At 61.3% G+C, this 14,258-nt stretch carries 17 protein-coding genes and 3 pseudogenes; 4 read left to right on the top strand and 16 right to left on the bottom strand.

Features of this window, described 5'->3' with window-relative positions; translation table 11 throughout:
* Positions 1 to 485 precede the first annotated feature (485 nt).
* The 7 genes and pseudogenes from THIMADRAFT_RS21165 to THIMADRAFT_RS21140 form a co-directional block, all read right to left on the bottom strand.
* On the bottom strand, positions 486 to 1,016 hold the full coding sequence (locus tag THIMADRAFT_RS21165) for an REP-associated tyrosine transposase (protein WP_007195163.1): 531 nt from the start codon (positions 1,014 to 1,016) through the stop codon (positions 486 to 488).
* A gap of 111 nt (positions 1,017 to 1,127) precedes the next feature.
* Positions 1,128 to 1,814, bottom strand: a complete 687-nt coding sequence (locus THIMADRAFT_RS25045; protein WP_233490317.1) for a type IV pilus modification PilV family protein — start codon at positions 1,812 to 1,814, stop codon at positions 1,128 to 1,130.
* 12 nt (positions 1,815 to 1,826) lie between these two features.
* A pseudogene (locus THIMADRAFT_RS28665) lies at positions 1,827 to 1,907 on the bottom strand (type IV pilus modification PilV family protein); the annotation flags it as partial.
* 11 nt (positions 1,908 to 1,918) lie between these two features.
* Positions 1,919 to 2,998 carry a pilus assembly PilX N-terminal domain-containing protein gene (locus THIMADRAFT_RS21155; RefSeq protein ID WP_007195161.1) on the bottom strand — a complete coding sequence of 360 codons (1,080 nt, stop codon included), beginning with the start codon at positions 2,996 to 2,998 and terminating at the stop codon, positions 1,919 to 1,921.
* A 13-nt stretch (positions 2,999 to 3,011) separates the two neighbouring features.
* Complete coding sequence (locus THIMADRAFT_RS21150) at positions 3,012 to 3,782, bottom strand: hypothetical protein (RefSeq protein ID WP_007195160.1); 771 nt, start codon at positions 3,780 to 3,782, stop codon at positions 3,012 to 3,014.
* Positions 3,776 to 4,417: a GspH/FimT family pseudopilin gene (locus THIMADRAFT_RS21145; protein WP_007195159.1), complete on the bottom strand. Its 642-nt coding sequence runs from the start codon at positions 4,415 to 4,417 to the stop codon at positions 3,776 to 3,778. Before THIMADRAFT_RS21145 ends, THIMADRAFT_RS21150 begins: the two co-directional genes overlap by 7 nt.
* A complete protein-coding gene (locus THIMADRAFT_RS21140; RefSeq protein ID WP_007195158.1) occupies positions 4,414 to 4,869 on the bottom strand; it encodes a type IV pilin protein in 456 nt (151 codons plus the stop codon). The genes THIMADRAFT_RS21145 and THIMADRAFT_RS21140 overlap by 4 nt, the downstream gene beginning before the upstream one ends.
* Before the next feature lie 183 nt (positions 4,870 to 5,052).
* Here THIMADRAFT_RS21140 and THIMADRAFT_RS25990 point away from each other — a divergent pair, with 183 nt between their 5' ends.
* A complete protein-coding gene (locus tag THIMADRAFT_RS25990; RefSeq protein WP_083829353.1) occupies positions 5,053 to 5,406 on the top strand; it encodes a type II toxin-antitoxin system VapC family toxin in 354 nt (117 codons plus the stop codon).
* A gap of 324 nt (positions 5,407 to 5,730) precedes the next feature.
* Here THIMADRAFT_RS25990 and THIMADRAFT_RS27550 read toward each other — a convergent pair.
* From THIMADRAFT_RS27550 to THIMADRAFT_RS21125, 3 genes and pseudogenes are all read right to left on the bottom strand, one after another.
* Positions 5,731 to 5,832: pseudogene (locus tag THIMADRAFT_RS27550) on the bottom strand (type II toxin-antitoxin system RelE/ParE family toxin); the annotation flags it as partial.
* 432 nt (positions 5,833 to 6,264) lie between these two features.
* Complete coding sequence (locus THIMADRAFT_RS21130) at positions 6,265 to 6,564, bottom strand: HigA family addiction module antitoxin (RefSeq protein WP_007195156.1); 300 nt, start codon at positions 6,562 to 6,564, stop codon at positions 6,265 to 6,267.
* Positions 6,565 to 6,576: 12 nt separating this feature from the next.
* Entirely contained in the window at positions 6,577 to 6,858 is a 282-nt protein-coding gene (locus THIMADRAFT_RS21125; RefSeq protein ID WP_007195155.1) for a type II toxin-antitoxin system RelE/ParE family toxin, read from the bottom strand.
* A 102-nt stretch (positions 6,859 to 6,960) separates the two neighbouring features.
* On the opposite strand from THIMADRAFT_RS21125, the gene THIMADRAFT_RS28660 reads away from it, so the two are divergent.
* Positions 6,961 to 7,329, top strand: coding sequence for a DUF2887 domain-containing protein (locus THIMADRAFT_RS28660; RefSeq protein WP_407635158.1), 369 nt, complete (start codon positions 6,961 to 6,963; stop codon positions 7,327 to 7,329).
* A gap of 380 nt (positions 7,330 to 7,709) precedes the next feature.
* Entirely contained in the window at positions 7,710 to 8,048 is a 339-nt protein-coding gene (locus THIMADRAFT_RS21120; protein ID WP_007195154.1) for a PIN domain-containing protein, read from the top strand.
* 342 nt (positions 8,049 to 8,390) lie between these two features.
* Here THIMADRAFT_RS21120 and THIMADRAFT_RS21115 read toward each other — a convergent pair whose 3' ends face one another.
* The 6 genes and pseudogenes from THIMADRAFT_RS21115 to THIMADRAFT_RS28300 form a co-directional block, all read right to left on the bottom strand.
* Positions 8,391 to 10,118, bottom strand: coding sequence for a DUF7305 domain-containing protein (locus THIMADRAFT_RS21115; RefSeq protein ID WP_139052936.1), 1,728 nt, complete (start codon positions 10,116 to 10,118; stop codon positions 8,391 to 8,393).
* A 105-nt stretch (positions 10,119 to 10,223) separates the two neighbouring features.
* On the bottom strand, positions 10,224 to 10,691 hold the full coding sequence (locus THIMADRAFT_RS21110) for a PilW family protein (protein WP_233490316.1): 468 nt from the start codon (positions 10,689 to 10,691) through the stop codon (positions 10,224 to 10,226).
* Between the two features lie 33 nt (positions 10,692 to 10,724).
* Positions 10,725 to 10,826, bottom strand: a pseudogene (locus THIMADRAFT_RS28655) (PilW family protein); the annotation flags it as partial.
* A 2-nt stretch (positions 10,827 to 10,828) separates the two neighbouring features.
* A complete protein-coding gene (gene pilV, locus THIMADRAFT_RS21105; RefSeq protein ID WP_007195151.1) occupies positions 10,829 to 11,260 on the bottom strand; it encodes a type IV pilus modification protein PilV in 432 nt (143 codons plus the stop codon).
* On the bottom strand, positions 11,257 to 11,763 hold the full coding sequence (locus tag THIMADRAFT_RS25980) for a GspH/FimT family pseudopilin (RefSeq protein ID WP_007195150.1): 507 nt from the start codon (positions 11,761 to 11,763) through the stop codon (positions 11,257 to 11,259). The genes pilV and THIMADRAFT_RS25980 overlap by 4 nt, the downstream gene beginning before the upstream one ends.
* Before the next feature lie 12 nt (positions 11,764 to 11,775).
* Positions 11,776 to 12,192 (bottom strand): type IV pilin protein, encoded by a 417-nt coding sequence (locus tag THIMADRAFT_RS28300; protein ID WP_007195149.1) that lies wholly within the window; start codon positions 12,190 to 12,192, stop codon positions 11,776 to 11,778.
* Positions 12,193 to 13,047: 855 nt separating this feature from the next.
* Between THIMADRAFT_RS28300 and THIMADRAFT_RS26335 the strand changes: the two genes are divergently transcribed.
* Positions 13,048 to 13,629 carry a hypothetical protein gene (locus THIMADRAFT_RS26335; RefSeq protein ID WP_007195146.1) on the top strand — a complete coding sequence of 194 codons (582 nt, stop codon included), beginning with the start codon at positions 13,048 to 13,050 and terminating at the stop codon, positions 13,627 to 13,629.
* Positions 13,630 to 14,258: the final 629 nt, after the last annotated feature.

The raw sequence follows: 14,258 nt of genomic DNA, 5'->3' as shown, positions 1-14,258 counted from the left end.
CGCTCTATCGAGCCGCCAGAGACGACAACCCGACGCGCTGGTCCGGACCCACCCGCAATTGGACGCCACCCGCTTCGGTCTTGCTCAACCCGGGAAAACCCCCTCGCGACCAGGAGAAGGCCGACGCAAACATGACATGATTGATGCGACAACTACCTTGACACTTACCGCCCCGTAGGGTGCGGTGAGCGCAGCGAACCGCACCGACCCCGCCGCACCGCCCAAAACCGCCCCCTCCGAAGCGGATCCTCCCTCACCACACCCTACAGCCCCCCCACCGCCGCCGAAGACCCAACCCCGTAGGGTGCGGTGAGCACAGCGAACCGCACCGACCCCCGCAGACATCCCCGCACCGCGCTCACCGCCACCTCCGGTGCGGTTCGCTACGCTCACCACACCCGACAGCCCCCAACCGCCGCCGAAGACCCTACCCCGTAGGGTGCGGTGAGCGCAGCGAACCGCACCGAATCGCAGGCAACCGCACATCATTCCCCGGTATCCAAATCATCTGCGCTCTCCCAGGCCCAATCCTCCGGCAGCAGCCCTTGAGCTACGTACCGGTGGAAGCTGGAATACGGCCAATCCCTGACCCGCGTCACCCAGCCGTGCTTCACCGGATTCCAATGGACGTAATCCACATGGCGTTGGAAATCCAAGTCGTCGCGAATCCCATGTTCCCAAAAGCGCCGCTGCCAGATGCCACGCTCGCCGCGCCTTTGTCGGCTCGCCGAGCGTGTCTCCTCCGCCCGTAAGGCGCGTGAGAACCCCGCCTTGATCAGGCCCCAGCGCATCGCGTAATCCGTGTCTCCCGGCGGCAGCGTCAGCACACAATGCAGGTGCTCCGGCAGGACGACGATGGCATCGACCTGAAACGGATGGGCTGTCTTCACCGCCCGCATGCTCGCGCCCAGCAGTGCGACATGCTCGATGAGCAGCCGATGGCCCCGGCGTCGAGCGCAGTTGACCGTAAAGAAGAAGGTGCCGCCCGGAACCCGGATTCTGCGATAGCGGGACATGGGCTAGGGCGCGGTTGAACGCGTCATTCGTTTGTGACCGGGTGCTTCGGCTGCGGTTGTCGGCGCTCCGGGGGTGGTGCGGTTCGCTTTCGCTCACCACACCCTACGGCGTTAGGTCTTGAAATACAGGGTGATGGTTGTTGTATTGGCGCCGTCGTTGGCGCTCATTGTGACGGTGAAGGTTTTGCCCTTATCGTCTGGCGTGAGAATGTCTTGACTGGCTTTGGCTGAAGAGGTGTCGTAGGTGATCGAGCCGGCGGTTTTGGCGCCGTCTCCCGATGCGGTGATGCTGAGGTTGTCGGTGGATAACTCCGCATCGTCGGTCACGATGAAGCTTGGCCTGATGGTCTTTTTCTTGGCGACCTCGCAGGGGTTTGCGCTGCTTGTACACTCGGTGTAGGGATTGTCGACGCTGATGACCGGCGAGGTACCGCCGCCGTTGGATGGAGGCGGTACCTCGGGAGCCTCGCCGACCGGCTCAAGCGCGGCAAAGGTCGACTCGGCGATGAAACTACTGAGGGTCACGGATTCGGGATTCTGGTCCGCGTTGGTCCAGGACGTGGTGACCGAAATTCGTTTGTAAGTCGGCGAGGTCTCCTCGGTGACCGACCAATTCCGAGCGAACGCGGTCGTGCCGCCTTCTCCCGCGTGAATGACGTCCGGTTCTCCGTTGTCACCGTCGATATCGGCATAGGGAGTGACCCGAAGCTCCTCGATTTTTTGTTGCGCCAGATTCGCAGCGATCGTTTGGGTCTTGCTCGCGCTCGTACCGGCCATGACGCGGGCCTGAAGCTGCATCAGTCCGAAGAGCCCGAACGAGAGGATGACGAGTGCGATCAGTGCCTCGACGAGTGTGAAGCCGCGCTGGTGTCGGCGGCGATCGGGTTGCATCTTGGGTCCTCCTAATCCCAGTCCCGCCAACTTCCGGGGATGCGCGACGCTCGGATTTGCTGAAGATCAGCGCCTTCGGTGCCGCTTTTTGCTTTCACCCAGCTCCACTGGTTCAGCTGTCCGTTAGCGGTCATCCCTACAGGCGGTTGGTCTTGGCCCAAACCGCCTTCGAAGACTACGGAGCCGTAGATTTCCGCGCCCCCCCATCCCTGGCTTCTGCATGCGGTCGGACTTTCGAAATAGACGATCCCGTAGACCGTCCCGCCGAGCTTCGGGCAGCCGACGGCCTGATCGAAGGCGACATAGACGGGTTGGCTCGGCTCGCCAAGGTCATCCTTGAGTTTCTTGCTCGAGTCGGAAATCCATAAGAATCGCGGATCAGCCGCTGCGGCGAGGGCCTTGAAGGTGTCTTTGCTGATTCCGAAGACGTAGTCCCATGCGCTGCCCTCGAAGGCATTTGCCGCGATCTGGTCGCCGCTCGGGATCGGAATGCCCTCTTTGTTGTTCTTGTTGAAGTGTCCCATGTCGAGATCGATGCCGTCTGCGGACGAGGCGACCGCGATCGACTGGCAATCCTCCGCTTCCCCGGCTTCATCGCAGGTACGTGGATAGATATCCGGTGTGCCTTTGATATTCTGAATTCCGCCATTGACGACAAGCGGTGGAAGCCCGTTGCCGGAACCGATCATGGTCGCAAGCAATTGCTGTCGCTGAAAACACTCGGTCGCGACCGCTGCGATGCCTGCGTTGCTCTCGGCTTCTGCCCTCGAGGTGAAATGAATGCAGCCGTCGATATCCGCATTTCTCGTGACCGTGACGGCGTAGCTGTAGTCGGCCGCTGCGGCCAGGCCGGGAACGGTGCCGCCCGAGTACTCGGTCTCGCCGAGCATGGCCAGCGCATAGTCCAATCCAGCCTGCGCGGCCTGCTGCGCCTCCAGTCCCCGCCGCTCGTTGTTGGCGATGCGCTGCTCCATGATCCCGACGCGCACTGAGCTGAGCGTGAGAATGGTCGAGCCCATGAGCAAAAGCAGGCCCAGCAGAAGGGTCAAGGCGCCGCGCTGTGAAGATGCCGATCGGACGCTTGTTCTCATGGGGCGCACTCGGTCATTCCTGGCGAAAATAGCGGTCGTTGCGCACCGCTGCCGTCGCCTCCAGGCGGAGTCGAACGTCCGGGCTGTGTTTCAGCTCGCCGATCAGGAGGATGTCGACGGCGCGTGCCGTGCGGCAGAGTTCCCCGCTTGCGCATGGGGTCGTCGGGGACGGGATGTCGAAGCGCAGGGTCGTGATCCGCACGTTGTTGTCGTCGGTGATCCGTTCCCAGCGGCCACTGCCGCTCGCGCAGTCGAAGGTGTCGTCGTCTTCATCCTTGCGCATGCGCAGCTGGATGCTGCCGTTTCTGAGCCGAAAGCCGAACATCTCGACATTGGCGCCGTCGAGCAACGCGTCCTCTTCGGGCGAGCAGCTGCCGCAGCCGACCTTGCCGTTGTCGTTCAGATCATAGCTGTAGAGCAGGCAACTCGCGGCTGCCTCCCCGCCGACCGCACCGATGCGCAGATTCGTATTGAATCCGTCGATCGTCTGTTGGAACGGATTCTCGGCCGGGTCGCTGGATGTGCCCGCTGGAAAGGCCCAATAGCCCGCGCGATGGATGTCCTGTTGCATCAGGTCGAGCACGGCGCGCAGCTCCTGGTGCAGGCGTGCCTGTTGGATGTTCTGAGTCGTCGCCCGCACACCCATCAGATAGGTCGCGGAGATCCCGGTCAGCACCAAGGCTCCGACCGTGGTGCCGACCAGGAGCTCGGTCAGGGTGACGCCGATTTGCCGACGCGGCATGCGCACGGGCGGCCCGATCGGCTGAACGGTGCGTTTCAGCATGACTCGAATCCGGGCACCGAACCATCCGGCGAGCAGGTCCGCACACGGCCAAGCTTGCTCAGGATCACGCGCAATTGCGCACCTGCGGGTGAGCTCATCGACACGCCGCCGAAGCTGGGGGCGGTCGCGCGACGCGGCTCGAACACGAATCGGGGCGGACTCCCGAGCGAGCTGGTGATCGACCCGATCTGCACGCCCTGGAAGTCGTGGCCGCCCGTACGCTGGAGGACGGGTCTGCCGGCGGTTCCCAGCACGCAGGCATCCGTGGCCGTCGAATCGGTCAGGCGACAATCGCAGGTATCCTCTGCCGTGATGCCGTAGCACCAGGCATCGGCATCGATCACCAGCGACAGGGTGCGATTCCGCCGGATCGCCTCGCTGCGCATCCACTGGAGGTCTTCCATCAGGGACTGCGCCGCGCTCTTGAGCCGGTTGCGCTCGAGCATGTCCTGCATCGCCGGGACACCGAGGCTTGCCAGGATGGCCAGCACGCCAAGCGTGATCATCAGCTCCAGCAGGGTGAAGCCGGATCGCCTGCGCCGCGGGCCCGGGGACGGCGACCGGTCGATTGGCCTCTCCGCGGTGCGACGTGCTCCGGCGGCGCGAGGCACGAGCGTCAGCGCGACATGCTTCATCGCCAACAGGCCTCGGGCGTCTTTGTGCCGCTCTCGTCGATCCTCAGCTCGTCGCAAGCAACACCGCCGACCCGATCCGCCGCTTGGGCGTTCAGCGCAGTCGCGGTCGCGATGAAGCCGGCCGCGTCCGCGTCCTCATTCAGGGCGAGGTCGTACCAGCCTTCGGGGCTTGTCGTCGCGAGGGGGAGTGCATAGCCGTCGGTCGGATCGCAGACCATGCCGGACTGCGTGGGGTCGAGTGTGCTCGCATAACGGCTGCAGTTGGCGCGAAAACGCTCTTGTGCCATGGCGATGGCGAGCAGGGCGCTCTGGCCATCCGTACGACGTGCCTTGCGGATCTGATCCTGATACGCCGGGAAGGCGACCGTGGCGAGGACGGCGACGACCGCGACGACGATCAGAAGCTCGATCAATGTGAATCCGTTCCCCGGGCGCCTGTCCTTGCTGTCCATCCCGATCTCCATTCCACGCCGGTCGAGGGCCGTCCATGCCGATGATCGCGAGCCGCGTGCCCTTGAGCCGAGCGCTCGTGATTCCTCAATACGTGTACATTTTTAGCCTAGATCTGTGCGATCGGTCAACCCCCAAAGATTCCGTTCTTTCACGTTCCGTGAGGATTCCGGTTTCTTACCGCGATCAGCGAGGCGGAGCTGCGTGACAGCCTGGCCGTCCTGACGAAGGGAAAGCGGCGGGACGCGCTGGCCGAGGCTGTGAACGGAATGCTGCGGGAGGACTTCCGCGGCCGCATCCTGCCCTTCCACAGCGCTGCTGCCCTCGAATACGCCAGCATCGGGGCAGAACGGCGTGCCGCAGGACGACCCATCAGCCAGTTCGATTGCCAGATTGCCGCCATCGCCCGTGCGCACGGGGCTGTCGTGGCCACCCGCAACGTCAACGATTTCGCGGGATGCGGCGTCGCAGTCATCGACCCGTGGCAGCATGCCGGGGCGACTGACCGCCATGGACAAACGAAGCCTCACCGAATGTGATCTCTGCACCGAGCGCGTTCTGCGCGCCCTCCAGCAGCCACCCGTTGGCCTTGAGCTGCCCCGGCTCCGGCTGAGCCTCTGTCCCCGCGAGGCATGAAGATCGGAGCGGGGCGAACCGGGGCACAGACAGGACGTTGCCAAGGAGCGAGTCCGTCCGGCCGCGCTAGATCCAAGGTGCCGCTGGTGGTTTTTTGCTTTTGATCGGTCCCGCGGCCGACGCGTTGGGTGATTTGGTGTGTGGTGGGCGATCTGATCTTACGGCTTCTCGCGAGAACAGACGGCACGAGGATTTTGGGAAACCGTGGTCCGTCCCTGGTTTTACTCTCAGTGGTCGTCGACGATCTCGACCTCGTAGGCGTCGCCGTTATGCCAGCGGAAGCAGACGCGCCATTGGTCGTTGATGCGGATGCTCCATTGTCCGTCCCTGGCCTATCCCCACAACCTGGATGCCAGGACGATGCGGACTGGGAGCGCCGGCTTTCCAGCCGGCTGCGCGCGCCGGGGGCTCGAAGCCCCCGGTGCGCGCTCTGCAGCGCCGCCGTTGTGCCGCGCGAGCGCCGATACACTGCCCCGTCGCGAGCCGTGTCGCCCGGCCGGAGCAAACGCCGACGGCGGGCCGGCTGGAAAGCCGGCGCTCCCAGTGGCCGCGGTGGCGCCGCATCCACGGTCGAGTAAGCAACGCACTGTTCTAGCGGCTTTTAATCCGGGGATACCTCAGGGTCCGTCCCCGGTTCTACCTTTTCCCGCCTTTTCCCGCTTTTCCGCCGATGTGCGCGAGGTAAGACCCCGATGTTCTTTTGAATGAAATAGTGCAAATGGTAAAGTGTCACCGTAATGTGACCGCCGCCGATCCATCGGTCAGGCCGCGAGGTGCATGGGCGTAATCTGTTCGAGTGAATTGCCGAGCAGATCCTTCGCACGTTCCAGATCGTAACGCTGTTGCAGGTTCATCCAGAGATCCACCGAGGTCCCGAAAAAGCGGGCGAGCCGCAGGGCGGTCTCGGCCGTGATCCCGCGCTTTTCGCGCACGATCTCGTTGATCCGTGCGGGAGTGACGCCGATAGCACGTGCGAGGGCGTTGCTGGAGAGGCCCAGCGGCAGCATGAAGTCTTCGCGCAGGATCTCGCCGGGGTGAATCGGGAGCAGTTTGTCGGTCATTGCAGTGGTACCCTAATGGTAATCGACGATCTCCACCTCCGTCGGCCCGTCGGCTGACCAGACGAAGCACAAGCGCCATTGATCATTGATGCGAATGCTGTGCTGGCCGAACCGGTCACCCCGCAAGGCTTCAAGACGATTGCCCGGAGGGATGCGCAGATCCGACAGATCACGGGCCGCATCGAGGTAACTCAGTTTACGCCGCGCCGGACCCTCGATATTCACGAAGCGATTCACCCGCATGCGCTCGAACAAGCGTCTCGTCTCGGCGCATCGAAATGATTGGATCGCCATGGCTTAATCGTATATCGATAGGCGATATATCGCAACGGAAACGGGATCCTCTGCAAGGACGCTCGACCGCAGCCAGAAATCCGGCGGTCCGGGGCCTGTGCCGTGCTCAGCGGCGCCGAGGGTTGGGGGGCGATCGACCCAGGTACGCCGACTTTAATCGGCACGCCTGGGTACGCCGACTTCAGTCGGCATCCGCCGCGGATCTTGGATCCGATCGAGACGATTCTGGTGTATAAATTCCCTCAAATGACCCGCGAGGAGATCCGCGCCATGCTGCACTTACCCTGGTCGCGAAGCTCCCGCTTCGCGACCCCAGAGACGAAGCTCCGCTTCATGAAGCCGGCCACTGAACGACCGATAGCGCATCGATATGGCCGCGAAGCAGAGCTTCATCTCCTGGGTGACGCAGCGGGAGCTGCGTCACCAGGGCAACCGCTGGCGCCTGACGCCCGTCGGCGGTGGGATCGGTGAGGTTTAGCGAGTGCGAGTGACCCGCCTATGCTGCTGGGAGAACAGATGGTCCGAGGATTGTAGGAAATCGTGGTCCGTCCCTGACCTATCCCCACAACCTGGATGCCAGGACGATGCGGACTGGGAGCGCCGGCTTTCCAGCCGGCTGCGCGCGCTCTGCAGCGCCGCCGTTGTGCCGCGCGAGCGCCGACACACTGCCCCGTCGCGAGCCGTGTCGCCCGGCCGGAGCAAACGCCGTCGGCGGGCCGGCTGGAAAGCCGGCGCTCCCAGTGGCCGCCGTGGCGCCGCATCCACGGTCGAGTAAGCAACGCACTGTTCTAGCGGCTTTTAATCCGGGGATACCTCAGGGTCCGTCCCCAGTTTCTCCAAGTCGGTGTGCGATGGGAGATCTGACCCTGTGGGCTCAGGCGGAGCTGCGTGACGGCGTGGCCGTCCTGACGAAGGGCAAGCGGCGGGACGCGCTGGCCGAGGCTGTGAACGGAATGCTGCGGGAGGACTTCCGCGGGCGCTTCCTGCCCTTCGACAGCGCTGCTGCACTCGAATACGCCAGCATCGGGGCAGAACGGCGTGCCGCAGGACGACCCATCAGCCAGTTCGATTGCCAGATTGCCGCCATCGCCCGTGCGCGCGGCGCTCTCATGGCCACCCGCAACGTCAGCGACTTCGAGGGATGCGGCGTCGCAGTCATCGACCCGTGGCAACATGCCGGGGGCGACTGACCGGTATGGATTCCGCGGCCTACGCCTTGGGTGATTTGGTGTGCGGCGGTGATCTGACCCTATGGCCGGGTCCTGTGGCTTTTGCGGGTGCGGCGGGTTCGGTGGGTTCGGTGCGGTTCGCTATCGCTCACCACATCCTACGGCGCTAATCACGAGCTGCGCGAGGCCCAATGTGCCGCCGGCGGCTTTGTGGTCCTGATCGATCCCACGATCAACGTATTGGGCGATTTGGTGCGCGAAGGGAGATCTGACCCTGTGGGCTCTTGACACTACGCCTTCTCGCGAGAACAGACGGCACGAGGATTGTATGAAACCGCGGTCCGTCCCCGGTTTTACGCTCCCTTACTCGGATACGGGCAAGACCACGTTCCAGCTCGTCACCCGGACCGCCGTCGCATCGTCATTTCCGCCGGTACTTTCGCTCGTTGGAACAGAGAAGGTGCCGAGCCGGACGTCGTAATGGATTCCGCCCGCCCCTGTCGCCTCGACGCTTTTTCCGCGGACTTGGCCGAAAAGAGTGCCGCTTCCGGTGGCTGAAACATGCGATTTCGGTGCGTAGACGACGGCGGTCAGGTCGGTGTTTCCACGCATCTGTACACCGTCGTTGTTTCCTTTTTTCGATGCCTGCTCGTACGTCGAGTACAACGAAAACGGTATTTTACCGGATGCGTCGATCGGATTTTTGTCGTTGACGGTTACACTTCCCTGAAGATCGAATTTGCCGGTCAGAAGTACGGTCAGGCTGCTGCCTGGCGCAATCGTAATCGCGGTGTTGCCGCCGATCGACATGTCGCCATCGACCATGAGAACAACATCACCGCCCGTCACTTCAAGACTCCCGTTCTGACCCAACGAGAAATCCGAGACCTTGAGGAAGCGGGTTTCATTTCCGAACAAGTCGACATCCTGCATCGTGCGCGTATTGTCTGTCTTCCAGCTCTTTACGTTCCAGGTCGGATCGTAATAGTCAACGCCGTCTGGCGAAAGCTTAAGATCACGGTAAGTCCAGGGTCCGATGTTCATCTCGCCCGTTGAGAATTGGCCGTCGAATTCCGAAACAATCTCGTCGATACCGAGAGGATCGCAAGGGGTTTCCGGCACACCCGAGTTTCCGGGATTCGACCCGGCTTGAACGGATCCGCCGACATGATCCTCGGGAGGCTTATTCTTGTTCTTGCTTGTAATCGTGCCGCCGGCGTTTGCATCGCCGGTAACACGGGCGCCCCAATTTTCGAAAGCAATATCACCATTCGCAGAGACATTGCCATGAACCTCGGCGCTACTCTCGAAAACTACGTCTCCTGCAGTATTCACGTTGCCGTAGACCTTGACCCCGCCACCTTTCAGCGAGACCTCGCCGGTGGCATTGATGTCACCGAAAACCGGCGATGAGCCTGTTGCGGATACGCCGCCCGTCGAGTTCACGCTGCCGTAAATAGGGGCATTGCCGGTAAGCTCTATCATCGCCGACGGGGATGTCGTTAGCACATGTGCCTCTCGCCCCGGGTTGGCCGCATTGTAGGGTCCCGCACTCGAATCGTAGCTGTCGATCTGGCCGCTGCCGCGCGTTGCGACGCCTTCGCAGCCAACGACGCCGGCATCGGCGAATGGCTGATACATTTCATTAAATAAGCCTGTTCCAACTGAAACACTGAAGCTAAGTCGGGTCTCGGCCAAGACCTCGTTCATCCATGATACTCCGATGATCGTTACTTCGAATGGATTATCAGCCCAGTTCGGCTCTTCCTCTATCCAAAAATATCCAAATGGTGGAAAGTCTGCCTGTGCCGTATTTCGAGAGATGGGAAGCGAAGTCGTAATCCTGCCTGCCCAGTCGGTTTCGAGGTCGCTGGATCGGTCCGGGTCAGTGATCCAGGCAACAAAACGACTCGCGCCAGCTTCAGCCGCCATATGTGAAATCAGTTTATTGTTCTGATTCGATGTCATCATTTCCTGCGTGCGGCTGCCGCGCATCGAACTGACCGCAACAAGACTTGCGACTGAAATTAGAATCAGTGCAATGATCAGGGCTACTCCACTTTCACGCTGCCTTCGTGTTCGCGTTCTCATCTGTAATGATCCATGCTCCATGGAGCCCGTTAAGTCATTTTCGGTAGCAAAACAATATGTTTAGTTAAACGATTGCGTCCGCCGCATCGTGATTCGGTACTTACTCTAACTGCCACCGAATTCGGTGAAGATGCGTTGGCGCAGCGTTGCCACAAAGGTGACTGTGCCTGCGTCGGTGGTTAACTCAATTCTGACGCTTCGGACATCGGCCATAGTGACGTCGGCGGCGTTCTGAAAGTCTGCCTCACTTATCCAGTTATCGGCGTTCGGAACTCCATAGGAAACCGAAAACGAAGTTACCCCAGAAACGATAGTGTTATTATCCCCGTTGCATACAAGCGAAGGGACCTCGTTTTCGTCGACATGCACATAGAAAGTATCATCTTCCATAGCGTTGATTGCGGGTATGCCGAGACAGTTCGCAATACCTACGCCGCCCGGATATTCAATGATAAGCTGCTCATCATTGCTCGCTTCACGAACCCGTGTTCCTAGTCTGACGATCCGTGAAAGAGTGAAAGAACCGAATCGTAATCCTTCCTGTGCCGTATCGATGGCGGTCTTGTCCAGCATGATCTGACGATTCGAAACGAATACGGTCAACGCACCCCCGATTAGGAACAAGCCCAAGGTGAGTGAGACCATCAGCTCTGGAAGAGTGAATCCCTTGGCTCCGTGAAAAAAATGATGGTTCGTGTGAGGTTTCATGATCAGTTACAGCCAGGAAGATCTGGCAGCATCGCAGTGTGAACAAATGTCATTCGAGTGTCGTCCACGCGTTCGTCCCAAGAGATTGTCACCGTATAGGTCAAGTTCGCTGGAGATTCCACAACTCCGGCCCAATTCGGCAGGTTTTGCTCGGCAGCGTGAAAGTCTTCCCAATCCTCCGCGATATCTTCCCATTCGTCGGCCGCAACACAGATGCCTGCCCAGAGTCGTTCGACGAGATCTGAAGCCTGGATCGTAGCGATGGAACGTTGGTAGCTAATGGTTGCATATTGCAGCGATTTGAGCTGTAAAGCTGCGACGGACAAGAGTCCGAACGACAGGATCACCATCGTGATCAAGGCTTCGATCAAGGTGACGCCGCTCTGGCGAACGTACTGTCCTTGGCTTTTTCGGTCAGGCATACGACGGATCATGGACAGGCACCATATCGGGAAGCGGCGCTTCCGCTAGCCGTTACGGATATGCAACGCTCCTGCTCCTCGCTGGATTGTGCAATGTCAAAGGGTGTAGGCAGAGTGTCGACGGCTCCGGATGGAAGGTATCGTATGGTCTCCGGACCCGAAACGCTCAGCGTCTGAACGAGGGGTTGGGCAACAACGAGGATGACATCTCCTTCGTCGACTACAGCATCGGCATTTGGGTCGCGAAACACGATCCAGCCGTCCGACCAATTTGTTCCGCCAGTGCATCCGGAGCCACTTGTGCTTGGGCAAATGGAAACGTCGCGCATCTGCTTGACGGCCTCGGTCCGTGCGAGCTGAAGGCTGGCGAGTAGATCGTTTGTCGCGTTTGTGATCTGGTGACGAGCGGTCAATCCTTGGAACGATGGTATGCCGATGGCCAGCAAAGTGACCAGTACGCCGATGCCGAAAAGCAGCTCGATGAGGGTGAATCCCTTAGTGGCGTTGCTGATCACGATATGCTTACCTTACTGCCAGCAGTCGGTGTCGTCGGCCGATGTTCGGTCGCCTGTATTTGTGAGAGTCAAGGTCCGGCATCGCATGTAGTTGGCCTGATCGCCGGTAGCGGTAGCTGTGAGCGTGTAGGCTTGGCTGGCTGTTGTCGGGGTTTTCGCAATCGTGTAGGCAACGGCGCCGTCTTTCGGGGCGCTATCGTAAGACGCAGCTGTCACGGCCGATGTCGGGTACGTGTTGCCTTGCGTATATTGGCGCTCCATCCACTGAGCTGCTTCCATCAACACCATCTGCGCATCCGTCAAACGCGCTCGGCGCACGTGATCGACGTAGGACGGATAAGCGATCCCCGCAAGGATCGCGACGATCGCCACAACGACCATCAGCTCGATGAGGGTAAATCCTCGGCGGCGGTTCGAGAGGTGGGTCACGTTTTCTGTTCCCTGGTCGATAACAACGTGCGCTGCTTCAAACCCCGCAAGATAGGCGCCATGTTAAGGGGTTGTATTTTTGGAACGTCCAAAGCAGTGCTCGCGCCTTCATGTGTCCGCCTCATGGCTCGCAATCCCGGGGTCTCCGCGTGACGTTCGGGCTCGCGTTCGATGGAAACGATGACAAACTTGTCACAATTGGACGCAATCGACGCCGCGGAGGGGCGTTCTAGCGTGAAGCCGGTCGAGCGTCTCGGTTGGTCGCGGAAGTCGGTCTTGACCGACGAGGCGTCATGGGCCGCCGGTGTGGGATCCGAGGTGTTGTCGCAGGGTGTCGCACGCCGCGGGCGTGCGGTGTCGGCCGAGGCCGCGGGTGCGGGGATATCGGCACACGTATCTCCCGCGAGTGGCCGGCGGGGGCGGGTATCCAGAGGTCGTCGACGGTTCTCCGAGTCCATTACCGAATCCTTCGTGTTCGAGCAAAGCTCCGCGGGATTGCGGAGAGGGTTTAGTTTAAACCTTCTCAATCCGGTACGTTTTCAACTCGCTCTGAACCGCGTCCAGAGCGAAATGCTGACTTTCGAGTGAGGTCGGGGTTTGGTGCATCCACGGCCTTTAGCGGGGGCGCGGCTTAAAATGATCTATGTTTTCATATCTTAAAGCGCGCAGTCTCCGGCGGCCGTCAAATCTGCCGGAGCCGATCCCATCCAAAAACACCGCATACGGCGCAGGGCGCGGTTTAAGTATCGATGACCCTCGTCGGCTTTGCCAGTCCGGGCGGCTCAATCGGATGGGTGATTTGCGGGGGCGCCGACACCACGTTTTCCGACATCATCGGCTATCCCGGACATCGACATGACCCTTCGAACCCTCGTCAGATCAACCGCCTTCGGGCTTCTGGCCGTTCTGCTCGGCGGCTGCGAAACCCTGGTGCGTCAGTCCGCGGACAGCGGGTGGGTGGGGATCCCGCCCGGGAGCGCGTTGACGCTGAACCGGCCGGTGCAGGTCCAGCCGGGGCGGGCGCGGGTGTTCCTGGTGGATCGCGGATCGGCGGCATCGCGAGAGAGCGGGACGAGTTGTGTGCTTGAGGTGCGGCGGATCGATGCAGAGGCGATCCAAACCATTCCGGCGGGGACGGTCGAGATTACGCGCGTGCAGGATTACATCGCGTTGGTGTCCAGCCGCGTGCCGACGCCGACCCTGGATCGGGGCGTGCGCTTTCAGCTCGCGGGCCACGGCGACAGCGGCGGGTCGCAGATGATCCGTCCGGGCTATCACTTCTGGCTCGACGACAGTCAGGATCCGAATCTGATGCGCATGACCTGTCTAGGGCGGCTCGATGACCCGGCCTATACGCGGGCTCCGACGCTTGCCGAGATCCAAGCCGTGTTGGGTGATGTCGCGACCTTGGAGGTGGCGCTGCCCGCGGTGCCTTGAGCCAAGTGCGTAGGGTGCGGTGAGGTACGAACCGTAGCTTGCCTCGACCGGACGGCGGGTCGGTGCGGTTCGTTCCTCACCACACCCTACATCGTGGTTGTGCCTCGCGTGGTTGGGCACGTTGATTTGAACCCGGTGAGACGCCGGCCGGGCATCGAGATCGTGGACCGAGCGGACGTCGTAGGGTGTGGTGAGGTACGAACCGCACCTTGCCTCGACCGGACGGCGGGTCGGTGCGGTTCGTTCCTCACCACACCCTACATTGCTGTTGTGTCTCGCCTGGTTGGGTAAACCGATTTGAACCCGGTGTGACGCCGGTCGGGCATCGAGGTCGTCGACCGAGCGGACGTCGTAGGGTGTGGTGAGGTACGAACCGCAGCTTGCCTCGACCGGACGGCGGGTCGGTGCGGTTCGTACCTCACCACACCTTACACGCGGTTGTGCCTCGCGTGGTTGGGCACACCGATTTGAACCCGGCGAGACGCCGGCCGGGCATCGAGATCGTCGAACGGAGCGGACGTCGTAGGGTGTGGTGAGGTACGAACCGCACCTTGCCTCGACCGGACGGCGGGTCGGTGCGGTTCGTTCCTCACCACACCCTACATTGTTGCTCTGGCGGGTATTTCGTT

This window comes from Thiocapsa marina 5811 (assembly GCF_000223985.1).
Classification (GTDB): Bacteria; Pseudomonadota; Gammaproteobacteria; order Chromatiales; family Chromatiaceae; genus Thiocapsa; species Thiocapsa marina.
Note: the sequence above shows the minus strand (reverse complement) of the source record. Positions and strands in the feature narration are given on the sequence as shown.

Coding starts and splice junctions, on each gene's coding strand:
- THIMADRAFT_RS21155 (WP_007195161.1), bottom strand. CDS start 2,998: ATGAGAACAAGCGTCCGATCGGCATCTTCACAGCGCGGCGCCTTGACC.
- THIMADRAFT_RS26335 (WP_007195146.1), top strand. CDS start 13,048: ATGACCCTTCGAACCCTCGTCAGATCAACCGCCTTCGGGCTTCTGGCC.
- THIMADRAFT_RS21120 (WP_007195154.1), top strand. CDS start 7,710: ATGGGAGATCTGACCCTGTGGGCTCAGGCGGAGCTGCGTGACGGCGTG.
- THIMADRAFT_RS21110 (WP_233490316.1), bottom strand. CDS start 10,691: ATGCTGGACAAGACCGCCATCGATACGGCACAGGAAGGATTACGATTC.
- THIMADRAFT_RS21140 (WP_007195158.1), bottom strand. CDS start 4,869: ATGGACAGCAAGGACAGGCGCCCGGGGAACGGATTCACATTGATCGAG.
- THIMADRAFT_RS21165 (WP_007195163.1), bottom strand. CDS start 1,016: ATGTCCCGCTATCGCAGAATCCGGGTTCCGGGCGGCACCTTCTTCTTT.
- THIMADRAFT_RS21150 (WP_007195160.1), bottom strand. CDS start 3,782: ATGCTGAAACGCACCGTTCAGCCGATCGGGCCGCCCGTGCGCATGCCG.
- pilV (WP_007195151.1), bottom strand. CDS start 11,260: ATGATCCGTCGTATGCCTGACCGAAAAAGCCAAGGACAGTACGTTCGC.
- THIMADRAFT_RS25045 (WP_233490317.1), bottom strand. CDS start 1,814: ATGCAGCTTCAGGCCCGCGTCATGGCCGGTACGAGCGCGAGCAAGACC.
- THIMADRAFT_RS21125 (WP_007195155.1), bottom strand. CDS start 6,858: ATGGCGATCCAATCATTTCGATGCGCCGAGACGAGACGCTTGTTCGAG.
- THIMADRAFT_RS21145 (WP_007195159.1), bottom strand. CDS start 4,417: ATGAAGCATGTCGCGCTGACGCTCGTGCCTCGCGCCGCCGGAGCACGT.
- THIMADRAFT_RS21130 (WP_007195156.1), bottom strand. CDS start 6,564: ATGACCGACAAACTGCTCCCGATTCACCCCGGCGAGATCCTGCGCGAA.
- THIMADRAFT_RS21115 (WP_139052936.1), bottom strand. CDS start 10,118: ATGAGAACGCGAACACGAAGGCAGCGTGAAAGTGGAGTAGCCCTGATC.